Origin of the sequence: Dyella sp. M7H15-1 (genome assembly GCF_004114615.1) — a bacterium.
Taxonomy (GTDB): Bacteria; Pseudomonadota; Gammaproteobacteria; order Xanthomonadales; family Rhodanobacteraceae; genus Dyella_B.
The window spans coordinates 1,516,709-1,534,973 of record NZ_CP035300.1; the positions used below are offsets into that span (position 1 = coordinate 1,516,709).

The 18,265-nt window shown below is 59.0% G+C and carries 16 protein-coding genes and 1 pseudogene; 11 read left to right on the forward strand and 6 right to left on the reverse strand.

The features are described 5' to 3' along the window. The first annotated feature begins 13 nt into the window (after positions 1-13). The 6 genes and pseudogenes from EO087_RS07145 to EO087_RS07170 all read left to right on the forward strand — a co-directional run bounded on the left by EO087_RS07145 (position 14) and on the right by EO087_RS07170 (position 8,708). Positions 14-499: a lytic transglycosylase domain-containing protein gene (locus tag EO087_RS07145; protein ID WP_128898262.1), complete on the forward strand. Its 486-nt coding sequence runs from the start codon at positions 14-16 to the stop codon at positions 497-499. Positions 500-808: 309 nt separating this feature from the next. Beyond that, positions 809-1,584 (forward strand): annotated as a pseudogene (locus tag EO087_RS07150) (IS5 family transposase). A gap of 366 nt (positions 1,585-1,950) precedes the next feature. Then, the gene (locus EO087_RS07155; protein ID WP_240669157.1) at positions 1,951-3,363 is read left to right on the forward strand and encodes a TolC family protein; all 1,413 of its coding nucleotides are present in this window, start codon (positions 1,951-1,953) and stop codon (positions 3,361-3,363) included. Next, positions 3,360-4,481 carry an efflux RND transporter periplasmic adaptor subunit gene (locus tag EO087_RS07160; protein ID WP_128898264.1) on the forward strand — a complete coding sequence of 374 codons (1,122 nt, stop codon included), beginning with the start codon at positions 3,360-3,362 and terminating at the stop codon, positions 4,479-4,481. Before EO087_RS07155 ends, EO087_RS07160 begins: the two co-directional genes overlap by 4 nt. Next, positions 4,478-7,537, forward strand: a complete 3,060-nt coding sequence (locus EO087_RS07165) for an efflux RND transporter permease subunit (protein WP_128898265.1) — start codon at positions 4,478-4,480, stop codon at positions 7,535-7,537. Before EO087_RS07160 ends, EO087_RS07165 begins: the two co-directional genes overlap by 4 nt. Before the next feature lie 805 nt (positions 7,538-8,342). Continuing rightward, positions 8,343-8,708, forward strand: coding sequence for a hypothetical protein (locus EO087_RS07170; RefSeq protein ID WP_128898266.1), 366 nt, complete (start codon positions 8,343-8,345; stop codon positions 8,706-8,708). Positions 8,709-8,726: 18 nt separating this feature from the next. On the opposite strand, the gene EO087_RS07175 is transcribed toward EO087_RS07170, so the two are convergent. The 5 genes from EO087_RS07175 to EO087_RS07195 all read right to left on the reverse strand — a co-directional run bounded on the left by EO087_RS07175 (position 8,727) and on the right by EO087_RS07195 (position 13,235). Continuing rightward, positions 8,727-10,133, reverse strand: coding sequence for an ATP-binding protein (locus EO087_RS07175; RefSeq protein ID WP_128898267.1), 1,407 nt, complete (start codon positions 10,131-10,133; stop codon positions 8,727-8,729). Beyond that, positions 10,105-10,791 (reverse strand): response regulator transcription factor, encoded by a 687-nt coding sequence (locus tag EO087_RS07180; protein ID WP_128898268.1) that lies wholly within the window; start codon positions 10,789-10,791, stop codon positions 10,105-10,107. The genes EO087_RS07175 and EO087_RS07180 overlap by 29 nt, the downstream gene beginning before the upstream one ends. After that, a complete protein-coding gene (locus tag EO087_RS07185) occupies positions 10,791-11,072 on the reverse strand; it encodes a hypothetical protein (RefSeq protein WP_128898269.1) in 282 nt (93 codons plus the stop codon). The genes EO087_RS07180 and EO087_RS07185 overlap by 1 nt, the downstream gene beginning before the upstream one ends. 181 nt (positions 11,073-11,253) lie before the next feature. Then, positions 11,254-12,189 carry a tRNA dihydrouridine(20/20a) synthase DusA gene (gene dusA / locus EO087_RS07190; RefSeq protein ID WP_240669183.1) on the reverse strand — a complete coding sequence of 312 codons (936 nt, stop codon included), beginning with the start codon at positions 12,187-12,189 and terminating at the stop codon, positions 11,254-11,256. A gap of 212 nt (positions 12,190-12,401) precedes the next feature. Beyond that, positions 12,402-13,235, reverse strand: a complete 834-nt coding sequence (locus tag EO087_RS07195; RefSeq protein ID WP_128898271.1) for an aminoglycoside phosphotransferase family protein — start codon at positions 13,233-13,235, stop codon at positions 12,402-12,404. 10 nt (positions 13,236-13,245) lie between these two features. Here EO087_RS07195 and EO087_RS07200 point away from each other — a divergent pair, with 10 nt between their 5' ends. The 3 genes from EO087_RS07200 to EO087_RS07210 all read left to right on the forward strand — a co-directional run bounded on the left by EO087_RS07200 (position 13,246) and on the right by EO087_RS07210 (position 15,847). Next, positions 13,246-13,434 (forward strand): hypothetical protein, encoded by a 189-nt coding sequence (locus tag EO087_RS07200; protein ID WP_128898272.1) that lies wholly within the window; start codon positions 13,246-13,248, stop codon positions 13,432-13,434. A 79-nt stretch (positions 13,435-13,513) separates the two neighbouring features. After that, complete coding sequence (locus EO087_RS07205; RefSeq protein ID WP_128898273.1) at positions 13,514-14,698, forward strand: YXWGXW repeat-containing protein; 1,185 nt, start codon at positions 13,514-13,516, stop codon at positions 14,696-14,698. 72 nt (positions 14,699-14,770) lie between these two features. Further along, positions 14,771-15,847 carry a nitronate monooxygenase gene (locus EO087_RS07210; protein ID WP_128898274.1) on the forward strand — a complete coding sequence of 359 codons (1,077 nt, stop codon included), beginning with the start codon at positions 14,771-14,773 and terminating at the stop codon, positions 15,845-15,847. A 585-nt stretch (positions 15,848-16,432) separates the two neighbouring features. Here the strand turns inward: EO087_RS07210 and EO087_RS16235 are convergent. Next, positions 16,433-16,660 (reverse strand): hypothetical protein, encoded by a 228-nt coding sequence (locus EO087_RS16235; protein ID WP_164931709.1) that lies wholly within the window; start codon positions 16,658-16,660, stop codon positions 16,433-16,435. Here EO087_RS16235 and EO087_RS07220 point away from each other — a divergent pair. Further along, complete coding sequence (locus EO087_RS07220; RefSeq protein ID WP_240669184.1) at positions 16,659-17,666, forward strand: transporter; 1,008 nt, start codon at positions 16,659-16,661, stop codon at positions 17,664-17,666. The genes EO087_RS16235 and EO087_RS07220 overlap by 2 nt on opposite strands. A 119-nt stretch (positions 17,667-17,785) precedes the next feature. After that, the gene (locus EO087_RS07225; RefSeq protein WP_240669158.1) at positions 17,786-18,262 is read left to right on the forward strand and encodes a TlpA disulfide reductase family protein; all 477 of its coding nucleotides are present in this window, start codon (positions 17,786-17,788) and stop codon (positions 18,260-18,262) included. Positions 18,263-18,265: the final 3 nt, after the last annotated feature.

The following is an 18,265-nucleotide window of genomic DNA, read 5'->3' on the forward strand; positions in this document are numbered from 1 at the left end:
TTGGCAGGACGCCATGCTCTCTATCACATCCATTGCGCAGATAAAGCGCCCATCAGCCGGCGCAGTCATCGGCCTCATCACCCTGCTCGCAGCCTCACACACCTGCCCAGTTCGCGCCGACTGCATCGACGATGCCGCCCGCTATCAACAAGTGCACCCCTATGTACTACGTGCCATTGCGTATGAAGAATCACAGATGCGTGCCGACGTCATCCATTACAACACCAACGCCACCACGGATTACGGCGTCATGGGGATCAATTCCGTACATCTGCCGGAACTGTCCAGTTTCGATATTGGCGCGAACGAATTGTTGAACCCCTGCATCAACACCTACGTAGGTGCCTGGTACCTTCGTCGCAAAATGGAAAAATACGGCAACACGTGGCAAGCCGTAGCCGCCTACCACTCCGAAACGCCTGCCATCGGCGCCGCCTATGTCACCAGGATTCAAGCGCTACTCAGATCCTGGGGCGTGCTCGCTCCAGACGTCGACTAAATTGCCCCTCAGCGCCCTACCCGTCCACAGCCTGAGCAATACAAGGGATGTCATGGCCCTATTGTGCCTGTTTGGGCGTAACAGTAGGTAGGAGCGTGATAAAGCAAGTTATCTGTCCATGTCGCTATAGCGGATGACCGTTGTTGTCGTGTTGACGCCGTGCTGATAAATCACACTGTACGGCGTCGCAAGATAACCGGGACCACTGGCAAAATCGCGAGCGCTGAACCAATCTAGTTTTTGTCCACTAGAGCCTGTCGTCATGAGGTGTTGAAATATGGTTAACTACCCGCCATGGAATCTTGCTGGATGGAATCCTCTGTGACTGCGGCCTATCGACGCCATGACATCTCCGATGAAAAATGGGGTTTGCTTGAACCCCATTTGCCGGGTCAAGCGGGCCGATGGGGGCGTGTAGCCAAAGATAATCGGCAATTCATCAACGCAGTGTTCTGGATACTTCGCACCGGAGCGCCGTGGCGAGATTTACCACCCGAGTACGGCGATTGGAAGAATACCCATCGGCGCTTTTGTCGCTGGCGCGATAACGGCACATGGGAAGGTCTGTTGGAACGTGTGATGGATGAGCCGGACTTTGAGTGGCTGATGATCGATGCCAGTCACTGCAAGGTTCATCCTCATGCAGCGGGAGCTCGTGGCGGCAATCAGGGCATAGGTCTCACAAAAGGGGGCGCAACACCAAGATACATTTGGCCGTGGATGCGCATGGTATGCCAGTCCGAATTCTTGTTACAGAGGGTACCCGGGCAGATTGTTCGCAGGCTGCGGAACTGATCAAAGACATTCCTGCTGAGCATCTCATGGCCGACAAAGGTTATGACAGTGATGCCATTGTTGAGCAGGCTCATGAGCAAGGCATGCAGGCGCATATTCCGCCACGTAAAAACCGAAAAGAGCCGCGCGACTACGACACGTACCTGTATCGTCATCGCCACCTGGTTGAGAATGCGTTTTTGTACCTGAAACAGTGGCGTGGTGTGGCGACACGCTACGCGAAGAATCTGTCCTCTTTCCTTGCCGCTGTGCAAATTCGCTGCCTCGTCATGTGGCTCAGAATCTTATGACGACATGCTCTAAGGAAAATCTGCGTTCGGGACCCCGTGAAGCGGGCTCTGTCGTCTATGAAGTTTCGATCGATAGCGTTCAGTTTAAAGCGTATATTGGTTCCATGACTATGAATGTATGGACCCGTAGGGGACATACCTTCTGGAACAAGTTTTGAATCTATGAGGCAGCCAATATGCGAACCGCTGGTGACGATTTGTACGCCAAAACGCGCTCCATCACTGGCAAGGGCAGCACAGGCCTCATAGTGTGTCGCGTCACTAAATGAAAGTGCCATTCGACCCTGAGGGCTCCCCACGTTTTTCACGCCTGGAAAGTAAGTAACCAGCACGCCTTTGTATCCGATCCAAGACTTGGAGATGCAGGTGCGACTGTTTCGTAAGGATTTACCCCATGACTATGCAACGCCTCTCTCGCACACGCTGCGGCTGAGCCTGGTGGCATGTGTTCTAGGTCTGGCGGGCTGCGCCACTTACGCTCCCTTGCCAGTAGGCGAAAGGCAGGGGGCCAAGGATGTATCGCAGCTTTCGGTCGATACATCGACCATGCCGCTGCCGGCGCTGCGTGCTCATCAGTTCGACCTGTCCCACGGGACGGACGTTACCGACGTGGCGATCCTGGCGGTAGCCAATAGCCCGGATTTGAAGGTGATGCGCGACCAGCTCGGCGTTGCACGCGCCCAAGCCTTCCAGGCAGGACTGCTGCCGGATCCGCAAATCTCCATCAACCAGGAATACCTTACCCATCCCATTCCGGGCTATCGGACCGCGTCCGCCTACGGCATCAGCGAAGACGTCACCAGTCTGCTGCTTCGCTCCACTCGCAAGGCAGCGGCCAATGCGCAGGCCGATCAGGTCAACCTGGACTTGCTCTGGACGGAGTGGCAGACCATTGCTCAGGCGCGCCAACTGTTCAACCGGATCGTTTCGCTGCGTGAGCAGCAGCGGCAATTTTCCACGGAACAGGCCAAGCTCGCGCCCGTGGATGGCTACGTGCGCAAGGCATTGCAGGAGGGCAACCTCACGTTTGATGCCGCCAGCGCCGGCCTCAATGCCTATGCTGATGCCACCAAGCGCCTATCCGATTGCACCGTGCAATGGCATCAGGCGGAGCACGATCTGCGCGTGCTACTCGGGTTGGCACCGGATGCGCCGCTGGATTTGATCGGGAAGCCTTTCCAGGCTTCACCCACACCCGACCAGGTCGAGATTGCGCTGGCCAGCCTGCCGCAGCGGCGTCCGGACCTGTTGGCGCTGCAGGCCGGGTACAAATCCCAAGAGATCACCTTACGCGGTGCCATTCGCGCGCAGTTTCCCGCATTGACGGTCGGCGTTGATCGCCAAAGCGACAACTCCGGTGTCACTTCGCACGGCATCAACATCGGTGTGACCCTGCCGTTGTTCGATCGCAACCGCGGCAATATCGCGATCGAAAAAGCGACGCGACAGCAGCTCAAGGATGATTACGAAAACCGTGTGCTGACGACTCGCAACGACATCCACCAGCTGATGCTCGATCAGGCCACCTTGACCAAGCAGTTTGAACAGTCGCAGACACAATCCAAGCGTCTGGATGAAGCGCGCCGCGCTGCCGAAAGCGCCTGGCAAAAAGGCTTGCTCGACTGGCCAACCTATCTATCCATACGCGCGAATGCGCTCAGCGCAGATGTGGATTATATCGCCGCACGCGACCAGCAATCGCAGCAAGCCATTGCGCTGGAAGCCTTGCTCGGCAGTACTGATCTCCAACCGTCCCCAGCGTCCACGTTCAAACCATGAATCGACTTGTCCTTACGCGTGTCGCACTAGCGGCATTGATGCTTGCTGCGCTGGCCGGTTGCAGCAAAGGTGGCGCTGCCGATGACGATGAAGCACCGGAAGTGAAAGGCACGGTGTTGGTAACGACTGCATTGCCGGCAAACCAGACCTTCCACGACACCATCCAGGCGTGGGGCACGGTAGTGGGCGATCCGCACCGCGCCAGCACGATCAGCCTGGGCCATGGCGGCCAAGTGATCGGCTTGCTGGTGGCGGGAGGGCAGTCCGTGCAGCGCGGGCAGGCGTTGTTGCGCGTAGCGCCCGATCCAGTTGCCCGCAACATGTATCTGCAAGCCCAAAGTGCACTGGATCTTGCAACCGGCGAACTCAAACGCACCCAGCAGATGGCTGCGCAACATCTGGCCACTCAATCGCAGGTGGCCACGGCACGCAAGGCGCTGGACGATGCCAAGGCGGGCCTGGAAGCGCAGCGCGCACTGGGCGGCGGCACGGCCGAAGAAACCATCAATGCTCCTGCCGACGGCGTGGTGACGGCACTCAACGTGAACCTGGGTGATCGCTTCCAGGCGGGCACGGCGTTGTTGAGCTTCGCGCCATCCCAGGCATTGGTTGCACGCCTGGGCGCGCAGCCAGAAGAGGGGGCGCATCTCAAGCCCGGCATGCCGGTGGACGTGCAAGGTGCCTATGGCGCTGCCGAAACCTTGCATGGTCGCCTCGAGTTGGTGGGACACGCCGTCGACGCGCAGACGCACCTGCTGCCGTTGCAGGCGAGCTTGCCGCCGGAAGCCGGCAATATGCTGGTGGCCGGCTCCGCCGTGCAGGCGAGTATCGACACCACCAGCTATACCGCGTGGGCATTGCCGCGCGGCGCCGTGCTGCAGGATGACAAAGGTGCCTATGTGTTTGTCGTCGATCACGATCACGCCAAGCGCATCGACGTCACGCTGAAGCACCCGGACGGCGATACTGTCGGCGTGCAAGGCCCGCTGGACGCCAAGATGCAGGTCATCGTAACCGGCAACTACGAGCTGGATGATGGCGACGCCGTGCGCGAAGGCGACGAGGTGGACAAAGCCCCGCAAGCATCATCGAAGGCTCAGCAGGAGTCCACCAAGTGAGCATCACCGCATGGATGCAGCGACATTGGCGTTCGCTGCTGTTTCTTGTGGTCATGCTGACGATCGGCGGTATCGGCAGCACCATCTTCATGCCGGTGGCGTTGTTCCCGAATGTGCAATTCCCACACATCGTGCTTTCGCTCGATGCCGGCGATCGTCCTGCCGACCAGACGGCGATTGCCGTCACCACGCCCATCGAGACGGCGTTGCGTCGCGTACCCGGCGTGCGCGACATTCGCTCCACCACCAGCCGCGGCAGTGCGGACGTGTCGATCACGTTCGACTGGGGCACGGACATGAGCCGCGCGTTCGGCGACGTCAGTGCCGCCGCAAGCCAGGTGTTGCCGGACCTGCCAACCGGTACGCAGCTCACCACGCGCCGCATGGACCCAAGTTCGTACCCGATGCTGGCGTACAGTCTGCGCTCGCACACGCTGTCGCCCAGTGCTTTATATGACTTGGCGCAGTATCAATTGCGCCCCTTGCTTAGCGGCATTAACGGCGTAGCACGTGTGCAAGTGCAAGGTGGGGAGGTCACGGAATTCCATGCGGACGTGGACCCGAACCGTCTACGTGCGCAGGATCTCGGCCTTACCGATGTCGCCACCGCCGTCAGTCGCGCAGCGACCATCGAAGCGATGGGGCATGTTTCCGATCACTACAAGCTGTATTTGCTGTTGGCCCAGAACCAGCCGCGCACCGTGGATGCGCTGCGCCAAATCGTGGTGCGCGCGGATAGTCATGGCATCGTGCGCTTGGGTGATATTGCCGACGTGATGCTGAGCCACGTGCCGCAGTGGATTCGCGTGACCGCCGATGGTCAGAATGCGGTGTTGATTCAGATCCTGCAGCAATCGGATGGCAACAGCGTGCAGATTGCACGAGATGTGAAGCAGCGCCTGCAGGATTACGTGCCGCAGATGCCGCCCGGCGTGAAGATCGCCAACTGGTACGACCAGTCGCAGCTCGTCACCGGCGCGGCCGGCAGCGTGCGCGATGCAATCTTGATCGGCATCGTGCTGGCCGGCCTGGTGTTGTTCGTGTTCCTGCGCAATATGCGCGTGATTTTCATTGCGATGCTGGTGGTGCCGGCCGTGCTGGCGATCACTGTGCTGCTGCTGCACGTACTGGGCATGAGCTTCAACATGATGACGCTCGGCGGCATGGCGGCCGCCGTGGGCCTGATCATCGACGACGTGATCGTGATGCAGGAACACATCATGCGCCGCCTGCATGGCGCCAGCGGCAAAGTGAGCGAGCGGATCGGGTGTGCTGCGTGGGAATTTACGCGCCCGCTGACAGGCTCCAGCGCAGCGACCGTGGTGATCTTTGTGCCGCTGGCGTTCCTGACCGGTGTTACCGGTGCGTTCTTCAAAGCCCTGTCGCTGACCATGGCCAGCGCGCTGGTGATTTCCTATCTGCTGACCTGGATCGTCGTGCCGTTGTTGTCGGAACGGCTGCTGGACCAGCGGCACATCGGTGATCATGCGGGTGGTGCGTTCTCGCAGCGGATGAGGCACGGTTATGAAAACCTGCTGCAGCGCTGGCTGAAACGTCCAGTGTGGATCACAGTGTTTGTGCTGCCTTTGATCGCCGTCGGCGCCCTGGCGTTCAACCAGGTTGGTACCGGCTTCATGCCAGCGATGGATGAGGGTGGTTTTACCTTCGACTACATTTCCAAGCCGGGCACTTCGCTGGAGGAAACCGGGCGCCTGCTTAATCAGGTCGAGGCGATCATTCGCGCCAATCCGTATGTGGATACGTATTCGCGCCGTACCGGTTTGCAGCTTGGTGATGCGCTGACCGAAGCCAACACCGGCGACATCTTCGTGCGGTTGAAAAACGGTTCGCGCCCTTCCACCGAAGAGGTGATGAACGACATTCGCCAGGAAGCGGAAGAGAAGGTGCCTGGGCTGGATGTGGAAGTGTCGCAGCTGATGGAAGACATGATCGGCGACCTGGTAGCCGTGCCGCAGCCAATCGAGATTCAGCTCTACAGCGATGATCCCGACCAGCTCAACGATACGGCGCGGCAAGTGGCCGATGCGCTGGGCAAGATCGGTGGCGTCAATGGCGTGCTTCCTGGCATCAATCCCGCTGGCGATGCGTTGGTCATGACGGTGGATCCTGCCAAGGCGGCTTTGCAGGGATTGGATCCCACGGCGGTAAAGGAACAGGTCAACGCGGCCATCGACGGCACTGTCGCCACACAGCTGCCCGTTGACGGCAAGATGATCGAGGTGCGCGTGCGCTTACCGGTATCCGCCTATAAACGCCTGGAACAAGTGTCTGCGTTACCCATTCGCGCGGCGGACGGCCATTTGCTGCCGCTATCGCAAATAGCGAGCTTGCAGATCGTGCAAGGACAACCGGAAATCACGCGCAGCAATCTCAAGCGCATGGTCGCAGTCACCGGCCGCATCAGCGGGCGCAGCATGGGCATGGTGATCAACGATGTGAAAGCCATGCTGGCCAGGCCGAGCATGCTGCCCAAAGACATGTATTACCAATTGGGTGGCTTGTATCAACAGCAGCAAGAAGCCTTCAAAGGTTTGACTGTCGTATTGTTTGCTGCCATCACACTGGTATTCACACTGCTGTTGTTCCTCTACGAAAGCTTTCGCGTGGCGCTAGTGATCATGCTGATGCCATTGCTGGCCATCGGTGCGGTGTTTATTGGCTTGTGGCTCACAGGCATCGAGCTCAACATCTCCGCAATGATGGGCATGACCATGATCGTAGGCATCGTCACCGAAGTGGCGATCTTCTATTTCTCCGAATTGGAGGAAGTCGTTGTCGAAAAGCCGCTGCATGAGGCTTTGCTGGAAGCTGCCCGGCACCGTATGCGCCCGATTTTGATGTCCACGATGGCGGCGATTCTTACGCTGTTGCCACTGGCGTTGGCCTTGGGCTCTGGCTCGCAAATGCAGCAACCGCTGGCAGTGGCGATCATTGCAGGCCTGCTGGTGCAGGTGCCGTTGGTGTTGCTGGTGATGCCGGTGTTGTATGCGGTCTTGATGCGTTCGCGAAAAGTTGGAGTGAAATCCCAACAATGATATGCATGGCGAAGTTGAAGTATCACTCTGCCAGACGACAATCGATTCCAGAGCTTGTACAGGTTGTCTTTTAGACCCCGCTCGAACTCCTTCATCGTCTGACCATCTATTCCTGCCGCTTTGCCATGGGTCCGTACCAGCCGATAGGCCGCTACCACTTCCCACTTGTCTATTTCAAAGGGTTTCGCCTTTCCACCCAACTCCTCCCGGCTGCCCAGTTGATTCGGCGTTCCGGCATTCTCGACAGGTTCCCTTCGCTCCATGAGCATTACCTCACTTCATCGCTACTATGGAACCTTCCGACTCCACGATGCGCATCGGTACTTGGCCTCCCTTGTCCGGTTGTACCGTTCCCTTCGCATCGCATCGTGGTCTCCTGCGTTCCTGTTGAAGTCTGTGCCTCGGTCACGCTGCCTGAATACCGGAGACCAGCAGACCCGCATTCCCGTTAGCTGTCTGCTTTTGCTCATCAGGCTCGTCCCCAGCCCGACTTTCGATCTCATCTCATGCGTTTCGGTACGTCGCGGGCAGTTCACTCTCGTTCGTCTCCACAGCACTCACTTTTCGACCCTGCGCTTTCACCACCACAGCCTCGCGGCTGCAGCAGCCTCAGGGAGTTTGCCGACTGACACGGGAGCCTGTCGGCGAGGGGCCTTCCCTCATCTTCAACACAGCATGCAACTCTTTTCTTTACTTTTCTCCTTGGTCTTGAGTTGCTTCGCAGCACAAGGGCGGGGCACTGGCATCCTGGCAAGGTTTCTGGAACTATCGGAACGATAGGCTCACGCCCCAAGGGCTCATCGCCATGCGTTCCACACCACTGCTGCTCGGATGCTTGCTAAGTTTCTGCGCCGTCACCAATGCAACGGCTGCTGGGACGTTGGCTGCCAATGGTATGAACGCGGGGTCGGGCTACCACTGCACCGATCATTCTGCCGAACCCAGCACCCATCACGACAATTCGTCGGTGAGCGGGGATGCCATGAGCATTCTGCGCAGCGGCAAGAGCAGCTCCACCGATTCTTCCAGCAACAACCATGCTTCCAGTTCCAACGACAGCGCGGATGATGCGCCGGTCCACATGAGCGGTAGCGATACCTCGTCAGATGGCGGCTCGCCACACAGCTCCGGCCTGGGTTGGCAATCACTGCTGCCAGGCTCCATCCAGTAAGCCACTGCCACAGTCTTTTCAGTTTGGCGGCAACACCACGCTGAAGCGCGCGCCACCAAATTCTGCCGAACGATCCACCGTTAACTCGCCGCTATATGCGCGCACGATGTCCTGCACGATGGAAAGGCCAATACCATGGCCCTTGACCCGCTCATCACCGCGCACACCGCGCTGCAGAACCTTCTCGATCTTGTCCGCGTCAATACCCGGGCCATCGTCTTCCACACTGAGCAACAGGCCAGGACGCTGACGCCCCACCTGCGGCAACGGTTTCACCACCAGCAACACGTGATGGCCGGCCCACTTGAAGGCGTTCTCCAGCAGATTGCCCATCAGTTCCAGCAGGTCACCTTGCTCGCCGTAAAATGCCGCGCCATCCTCGATATCGAATTCGCATAGTACGTTCTTGGCGGCGTAGACCTTTTCCAAGCTTTGCACCAGATCTTCGGCATGACCGGCAATCGGCACCGCGCTGGCAAAAGTCTGGCGACCTGTCGTCGCTGCACGGGCAAGCTGGTAGGCCACCAGCTCATCCATCCTGCGTACTTGATCAAGCACCGGCAAGCGCGCCGCCACCGAAATGTCGCCGGATGATTCGAGCTGCGAGCGAATCACCGCCAAGGGCGTTTTCAGGCTATGCGCCAGATCAGCCAGCGTATTGCGATAACGCGTGCGCTGTTCGCGTTCGCTGTCGATAAAGGCGTTGATGCGTTCGGTAAGGCCAGTCAACTCGATCGGATACTGGCTGTCCAGGTGATCCGTATCGCCATGCTCGACGCGACTCATGTCGCTGGTCACCTTGCGCAACGGCGATAGGCTCCAGTACAGCAGCATCAATTGCAGCACGATCAACATCACGCCGAGCGTAGCCAGCCAGCCCACCAGGCTGCGCCGATACACAGCGATATTACCTTCCAGCTCGTCCTCCGTTTGCGCCACCGTAAAGGTAAGGCGCACAGGGTCGTGGTCCGTAACCTCCATGGCAACACCGAAGCTGTAGTAGTAAAGCCGCCCCAGCTCGGTATCCACCGGCCCGACGAATTGCGACACACCCGGTTCAAGCTGGTGCAGAAAGCTGAAATCGCGTCCCAATGCGGACGAGGATTCCCAGTGGAAATTGCCCCCCAACACCACGGCATACAAACCCGAACCCGGACGAGAAAACATGGGGTCCGGCGGTGCGTCCGGCATGATCGGCTTACCATCCCGGCGCACATCGGTGCCGGTGATGTAGGAAATCACGCTGTCGTGCAGGCGATCCTGCAACTTGTTGAGTTCGCTGGTCGCGTAGGTGCGCGACAGCGTCCAGCCGATGGCGCCCAGGAATGCAGCAAGCACCAAGCCGGTCGTAAGCGCTGCGCGCGCCGCCAGTGAGAACGGGCGGCGTTCTGCTGCATCATTCGTCTTCGCTGCGTGGGATGGCAAAGCGATACCCGCGTCCGCGTACCGTTTCGATCGGTTTCATCGTTCCTTCTGCGTCCAGCTTCCTGCGCAAACGACCGATGAAAACCTCGAGCACGTTTGAATCGCGATCGAAATCCTGTTGATAGATATGTTCGGTCAGATCCGCCTTCGAGACCAGCTCGCCGGCGTGCAGCATCAGATATTCGAGCACTTTGTACTCGTAACTGGTGAGGTCCACCGGCTTGCCTTCCACCGTCACGGTCTGCGCCGTGGTGTCGAGCTTGATTGGACCGCAGGCCAGTACCGGCTTGGACCAGCCGCTCGCGCGGCGCACCAGGGCATTGATGCGAGCCAGCAGCTCCTCGACGTGGAACGGCTTGACCAGGTAATCGTCGGCGCCGTGCTTGAGACATTCGACCTTGTCCTGCCAACTGCCACGCGCGGTAAGGATAAGGATGGGGTAACGTTGACCGGCTTCACGCAGGGCCTTGACCAGGTCCATGCCCGACATCTTGGGCAGGCCAAGGTCGATGATGGCTAGATCGAATGGTACTTCGCGACCCATGTAGATGCCCTCTTCGCCATCCTGGGCGGTATCCACAGCAAACCCGTCGCGTTTGAGGCGGGCTGCCAACGTCTCGCGCAGCGGCGCTTCGTCTTCGACTAGGAGGATGCGCATTAGTGTTTCTCCTTCTTGCTTCCGCCATTGGGGAATTTCTTGATGGATTGTGCCGCAGGCAGCGTGCGAGTGGCATCTGACGGCACGATAATGGTACGCACATGCCCTTCGGGCGTGAGCACCTTGATCCGGTACTCTACCTTGCGCGCCAACTGTCGTGCCTCGGCTGACAGCACTTTGCCGCCCACTTGCTGTTGAACGCGTACGACGGCCTGATCAAGACTCAGGCCGCCTTGTGGCGACGACTGGGCAACGATCGTGCCGGCTACCAGCAGCCCCATCGCTGCTATCGCCCATGTTAAACCGTGATTTAAACCCATAGTCCCGTGAATTGAGGGGCTGGGAAGATTCCCGGCCGATGCGCCATACTGCTCAACCGGGGCTGAATAATGACCGGACGAGCGTAAAGCACCCTCACCGCTGACCCATCCGTCCAACGTCTGGCGAAGACGGCCCGTAACCTCAGGCCACCACCCGCACCGAGGCGATCGCCTGCTCAATCAATGACCACCCGGCACCAGGCTGGTGAGCCCCCTCGCTCAAGATGCGCCGGAACCCACGCGCCCCTGGCTCACCTTGGTACAGGCCGAGCAGATGTCGGGTGATATGTTTCAGCAAGGTACCACGCGCCAGCTCGGCCTCAATATATGGACGCATATGCTGCAAAACACTATCGCGCGAGGGCCGTGGCAGTCCATGCAACGCCTCTTCGACCCGCACCAGCACATAGGGATCATGGTAAGCCGCCCGTCCCAGCATCACCCCGTCAACATGGCCAAGATGCTCCTGCACCGCCTCCACCGTGGTGATGCCGCCGTTGATGATCACCCGCAACTGCGGAAACTCCCGCTTGAGGCGATACACACGCTCGTAGTCCAGCGGCGGAATCTCGCGATTTTCCTTCGGCGACAAACCCTGCAGCCAGGCCTTGCGCGCATGCACCGCCAGAATCTCCACGCCGGCAGCAAGCATGGTTTCGGTGAAATGTTGCAAGTCCGCGTACGCGTCCTGATCATCCACTCCGATACGGCACTTCACCGTTACCGGCACCGACACCGCATCGCGCATCGCCTTCACACAATCCCCCACAAGCACAGGTTCACGCATCAGGCAAGCGCCAAAGCGGCCAGATTGCACGCGATCAGACGGACAGCCCACATTGAGATTGATCTCGTCGTAACCCGCCTGCGCACCGAAACGCGCCGCCTCGACCAATTCCTGCGGATCGCTACCGCCCAACTGCAAGGCAACCGGGTGCTCCTGTTGGCTATGCTCCAGCAAACGCAACTGCTTGCCGCGTACCAACGCGGCGCTGGTCACCATCTCCGTGTAAAGTCGAGCATGAGGCGACAGCAACCGATGGAAGTAGCGACAGTGGCGGTCGGTCCAGTCCATCATCGGTGCGACCGATAGCTGGAAGTCGTTGGGGTTGAGACTTTGCATGGCGCCATTTTAACCGGCACGTATTTTCGCAGCACGCGCTGTTTAGCCATTACGTTTGCTTTGGGTCGGAGGCTTACATCCATGTGCTCTCCTCGCATGCGCCAACGGCCCTGTAGTCTGCGAACAGACAGGGCTGGTGACGACGGCGATACTTATTCAGCGTTGCCTTAACTACTTGACTTGCGCCCCGTTTCAATCTCGCGCAACTCTTTAGCCGCCAACTCCGCCACTGAAAGTGCTGTCTCTGGTTTATTTCCGTCACCGAGCGTCCATGCCGCCGATAATCCCGCATAAGCTAGTACCCATTGCAACAGGCGTACGCGTGGCAACGCTGCTGCTTGAGCTACAACATCCAACTGCCTGAGAAAGCGGCCAGGTTTCGTCGCCATTTCATGATCTGAATTACAAAAAAGGTTTGCATAATCGAAACCACGCTCACCCATCAGACCCTTGGGATCAATCGCAAGCCACCCTCGCGGACCAAAATCCAGAATGTTTCCATGATGAATATCACCGTGAAGAACAACCGCTTCTTGCGATGTTGCCAAAAGATAGCGTGCAGTGTCGGCAGCCAGTGATAAAACTCCGCCATACCGCACGGCCGCTGGGTCCAGCTCACGAAACCAGTGATCCAGTGAAACAACACTGCACCATGAAGCTCCATGCTGATGTGCGTGGAGTTTCTCCACCACGCCGCAGATAATGCGACTAGCCGTGTCATCTGCTCCACTTCTAGCAAGATCAGCAAGCGACGCGATACCTTCAGCCCGCTCCATTAGAAGCGCATCCTCACCGTGAGCCAGCACTCGCGCAGCCCCATGACCAGCCCATGCAACCATAACCAGGGCGCCGGCACGTTCTTCCACAGATTCCGTCACCTTCAACATGGCAGCCTGCCCTTTCCACCGAACCGGCAAAAGCTTGCTACTGTGGGTAAAGATGGGGGCTCCATCGGGTGTTAGCCTCCAACGGGCGAGGTAAATACCAAAATAGTCGGTCATATGAACATGGGTGCTGAGTCTGGCGGCGGTGGCGTACAACATCCTGCGCCTGATGGGCCAGCAAGCGCTGCTTGGCAAGGATGCGCCGCTGACTGCCAGTCACTATGGGTTTAGTTTCGCGAATAAAGCGAATATTTACAGTCACTTGGATGTTGATGTTTCGTACCGCAACCATGTTGTGCGCGTGATTTGTCCATAATGTGTCGCACTTCGCTCAGCTTCCCGTCGCTATTGTTGCAGTAGCGTTCCCTCGTACGATCTTGCCAACGGGGAACGTCATGAAAAAGCATGCTTTTACGCGCAAGGCCCTCACCCGCGGTTGCGCTTTGGCATTGAGCGCAGCTACTGCACTTTCCGGCGCCACCTTCACACTTGTTTCCACGCCCGCGCATGCAGGTGTTGGCATTGGCATAGGTATTTCGATCAATGTGGCGCCGCCACCACTGCCGATCTACGAGCAGCCACCCATGCCAGCGGTGGGCTACATCTGGACGCCTGGCTACTGGGCGTGGGCTGATGATGGTTATTACTGGGTACCGGGCACCTGGGTGTTGGCGCCATTCGTTGGCGCACTCTGGACCCCAGGCTACTGGGGTTGGAGCGACGGCGTCTATGTGTTCCATGAAGGTTATTGGGGAACCCGCGTCGGCTTCTATGGCGGTATCAACTACGGCTACGGTTACACCGGTGAAGGTTATGCAGGCGGTCACTGGGGACCTGGCGGGTTCTACTACAACCAGTCCGTGAACCAATTTGGCGGCGTGCACGTCACTAACGTATACCACCAGACTGTGGTCAACCATGTCACCATCAACCACATCAGCTACAACGGCGGTAACGGTGGCGTCGCCGCACAACCGACACCCGAGCAGGCAACGTATGCACGCGAGCGGCACACGCCGCCTGTCGCTGCCCAGCAGCAGCACGTCGCCATGGCCGCGCAGAATCAGGCGCTGCGCGCGTCGGTCAATCACGGTAACCCGACCATTGCGGCTACCTCGCGACCAGGTTCTTTTACCGGCCCTGGTGTCGTACATTCACGCGGCCCGGGTGGACCTATGCCAGCCGCAGCAGAACAGCCGCATCCGGCGACTCCGGCAAACCATCCAGCCGGCAACGGCGCGTTGCGCTCCTCGGGTTTCGCACCGCATCCGAATCCGACGCCGGCACCCGCAAGCCATCCGCTCAATGAGCCAGCACCCGCAGAGCGACCGGGGCACTACGCTCCACAGCCGGAAGCGCGGCCGGCGCCGCATCCTCAGCCACAACCACGCCCAGAAGTTGCGCCAACGCCGCATATGACATCGCCTGCCGAACAACCCTTCCATGGCGCACCGCCGATGGTGCATCCTGCTGCTCCGCCGCCTCGCGTCGAACCGTCCCATGCAGCACCACCGCGGCCAACAGAAAAATCGCCGCCGCCCAGACGGGATGAGCACAAAGATAACCACCCACCTGGATGATGCCGCGTGATGTCGCTGTGATTGCGCGACATCACGCCCCTCAACTAACTTGCATGGAAGGAATCCTGGATCATGGCGACTCACTCCCCGTCTCCCTTGCTCAATCTGCTCAGCATCCAGCTCCCCATCATCCAGGCCCCCATGGCAGGCGTGTCGTCGCCGGAAATGGCGGCAGCCGTCAGTAACAGCGGAGGACTGGGTTCGCTAGGCGTCGGCGCCATGAACGCAACCAAGGCACGGGAAGCCATTCGTCAGTTCCGGATGCTGAGCAGCGGATCGCTCAACGTGAATGTGTTTGTCCATCGCCCAGCACAGATCAACCGGCAGAAAGAAGCCGAATGGCTGCAGCGGTTGAGTCCCGAATTCGAGCGCATAGGCAGCAAACCTCCGCAAAACCTGGACGAAATCTACACGTCCTTTCTGGCTGACGATGACATGCTTGCCATGCTGGCGGAGGAAAGGCCGAAGGTGGTGAGTTTCCATTTCGGGTTGCCGCGCGCGGATCAGATCGAAACACTGCACAAGGCTGGCATCGTGTTGCTGGCGAGCGCCACGAATGTGCAGGAAGCGAAGGCGATCGAGACTGCAGGCATCGATGTCGTCGTGGCCCAAGGATATGAGGCCGGCGGTCACCGCGGCATATTCGATCCGGATGCTCAAGACAGTCGCCTTGGAACATTTGCCCTGACGCACCTGCTGACATTCGCCGTCGATCTGCCCATCATCGCCACGGGCGGCATCATGGATGGTGCCGGCATTGCCGCGGCACTCACCTTGGGTGCAAGCGCTGCGCAAATGGGTACTGCATTCGTCGCCACCAACGAATCCCTGGCGGACACCGGTTATCGCCAGGCGCTTTTCAGTGACGCCGCACATCACACCGTGATGACGCGCGTCATTTCGGGACGCCCCGCCCGCAGCCTTGCCAATGCCTTCACTCATTGGGGTACGCGCGTGCCCGATGATGCGATTCCCGACTATCCAATGACTTACGATGCGGGCAAGTCGCTCAATGCAGCAGGCAAGGCGGTGGGGCAATCGGGTTATGACGCGCAATGGGCGGGTCAAGCGGCTCCACTGATACGAGCGTTGTCTACGCAGGCGTTGATGCAGGTGTTGAAAAGCGAGCTGACGCAGGCCCTGGCCTGAAGTTGTTGGCTGATTTGATCAAGGCATTGCCGTATAAAAGCAAGATTTTTCGCCCGCGTAGCGCTTCGCCACACGGGTGTACAGGCGGTATGATGCTAGGTTGATCGCAGCGCGCATGTGCCCTGGAGATTTCAGTGCTTCGGCGAAAGGCTTCTCACCACTATGTTGCCTGGCTGGCGATGCTGGCCATGGCATTTATTGTGGTGATGCCAGCCATTTCGCGGGTGATGCCCATGACCGGCGCTATGCCAGGCATGGATGTGGCTTGTCCGCACCCTGTCGCCGGAACCCAACATCCGAGTACACCCGATACACCCGTCGACCCCACAGCGAAATGCGGGTATTGCGTGCTGCTTCATCACAACCCGGGGCTCGCTTCCAGCGTGATGCCGCATGCACTCGCGGCAGTGGTGGGTCAAACCACTCCGACGTTTGCCCGGCCGGGCCAAGCACCTTTATCGCCCCTGCTCAGCGCCCGTCCTCGCGGGCCTCCATCGATGGCCTGATCACCCGCGAGACTTGCTGCGACGCACTTGTAGCGGGCACTTGTCTTTCCCGTCATGCCGCCCCGAAACCGGATACTTGCTACGGCCTTAGCCGGTGCAGCACATCCTTGTTCATGAGGGTATCGGCGATCGTTTTTGCCATGCGTGTCGTCTTGGCGGCAAGCCTGTTTTTGGATTCCTTACTCATGCGCACCACGCCTTCTCCCCACTCTCTCGCCATGGCGCCCATGGCGTCCTTGCAAACGCTTCGTCGGCAAACGGTGACGAGATCCATCGCTGTCACAACAAGCCTGCTTTTGCTGGCCATGCTCCCACAGGCGGCACATGCCTGCGCCACCTGCGGCTGCACGCTCAGCACGGATGCGGCCACCGGTTATTCAACCGCATCAGGTTGGCGCATCAATATCGATTACACCTATATCGATCAGGATCAGCTTCGCCATGGCAGCAGCAAGGCGACGCCGGAACAGGTGGTGAATCAACCATCCGCTCCTTCGCTTGGCGGTGGTGAAATCGAGAAAGGCACCACCAATCGCTATATCAATGTCGGTGCCACGTATCGTTTCAATGTAGATTGGGGCGTCACTTTCATCGTGCCGTATGTGATGCGCGATCACGCTACCTATGGCACTCAGTTACAGCCCTATACGCCGGCGGAAAGTGCCCCTGATCAGATCAGTGGCGCACATGTGTCCGGCTTGGGTGACGCCAAGATTCTGGCGAGCTATCAGGGTTTTCTTCCCACGCATAACCTTGGTGTCCAGTTCGGCGTCAAGCTGCCCACTGGCCACTACGGCGGACAGGCGCTGGATGGCAACCTCGTAGGCCATCCAGTGACGTTCAATACCGGCCCGCAAGTCGGCCAGTCGCTAGATACGAGTCTGCAGGCAGGCACGGGCAGTACCGACCTGATTGCAGGGGCGTACTACTTCCAGCCGGTCAGCCAGAATTTCGATGCATTCGTGAACGGACAATTCCAGGCAGCAGTGAAGGAAAATCTCGACAACCCGGGTGCCGATTATCGTCCCGGCAACATCGCCTCCATCAGTTTTGGTTTGCGCTATGAAGCACACGCCAACTGGGTGCCGCAACTGCAGATCAACTGGTTGCACAAAACGGCCGATCAGGGTTTCCTCGCCGATACCCCGGATACCGAAGGTACAGTGGCCTATCTCAGCCCCGGCATCAGCGGCAGCCTGAGCAAGAACCTTCAAGTTTATGCGTTCGTGCAAGTGCCTATTTACAGCCATCTGCAGGGCTATCAGCTATTCCCCGGCTGGACCGGCACGGTGGGTGTCAGCATGAAACTCTGACCGTCCGTCGCATAGCGTTGTCGCATGATGATGCACAACGCCTTGGCGCCTCCTTACTGAGCTGTCTTCCAATGTCACGATGCCTGGCCACTTCTCCGCACTGCATCTTTGCCGCTGTCATGCTGCTGCTCGCGCGCCCGGTGTTTGCCAACGATCTGCAGGTTGGCACACCCGCGCCGCCCATTAGCTTGACGACGCTGGATGGCAAGCACATCGACCTGCGCGACCTGCGTGGCAAGGTCGTGATCGTTGCGTTCTGGGCGACATGGTGCGACCCGTGCCGTGAGGAATTGCCACTGCTGTCAGCTTATGCGCGAGCACACGCAGCGCAAGGACTGGTCGTGCTCGGTTTCAGCCTGGATACGCCGGATGATCTGGATCAGGTGCGTGCGGTCGCCAACACGCTCAGCTTTCCGGTCGGCCTGTTGGGCGATCCGCATGTATCGGGCTATGGCCGTATCTGGCATTTGCCGGTGAGTTTCACCATCGATCGCGCAGGTCGCCTGATCGACGATGGCTGGAAGGACAAGCAACCGGCCTGGACGGCCAAGCGGCTTGAACAAGTCGTTACGCCGTTGTTAGGTGGTATGCACTGAAGA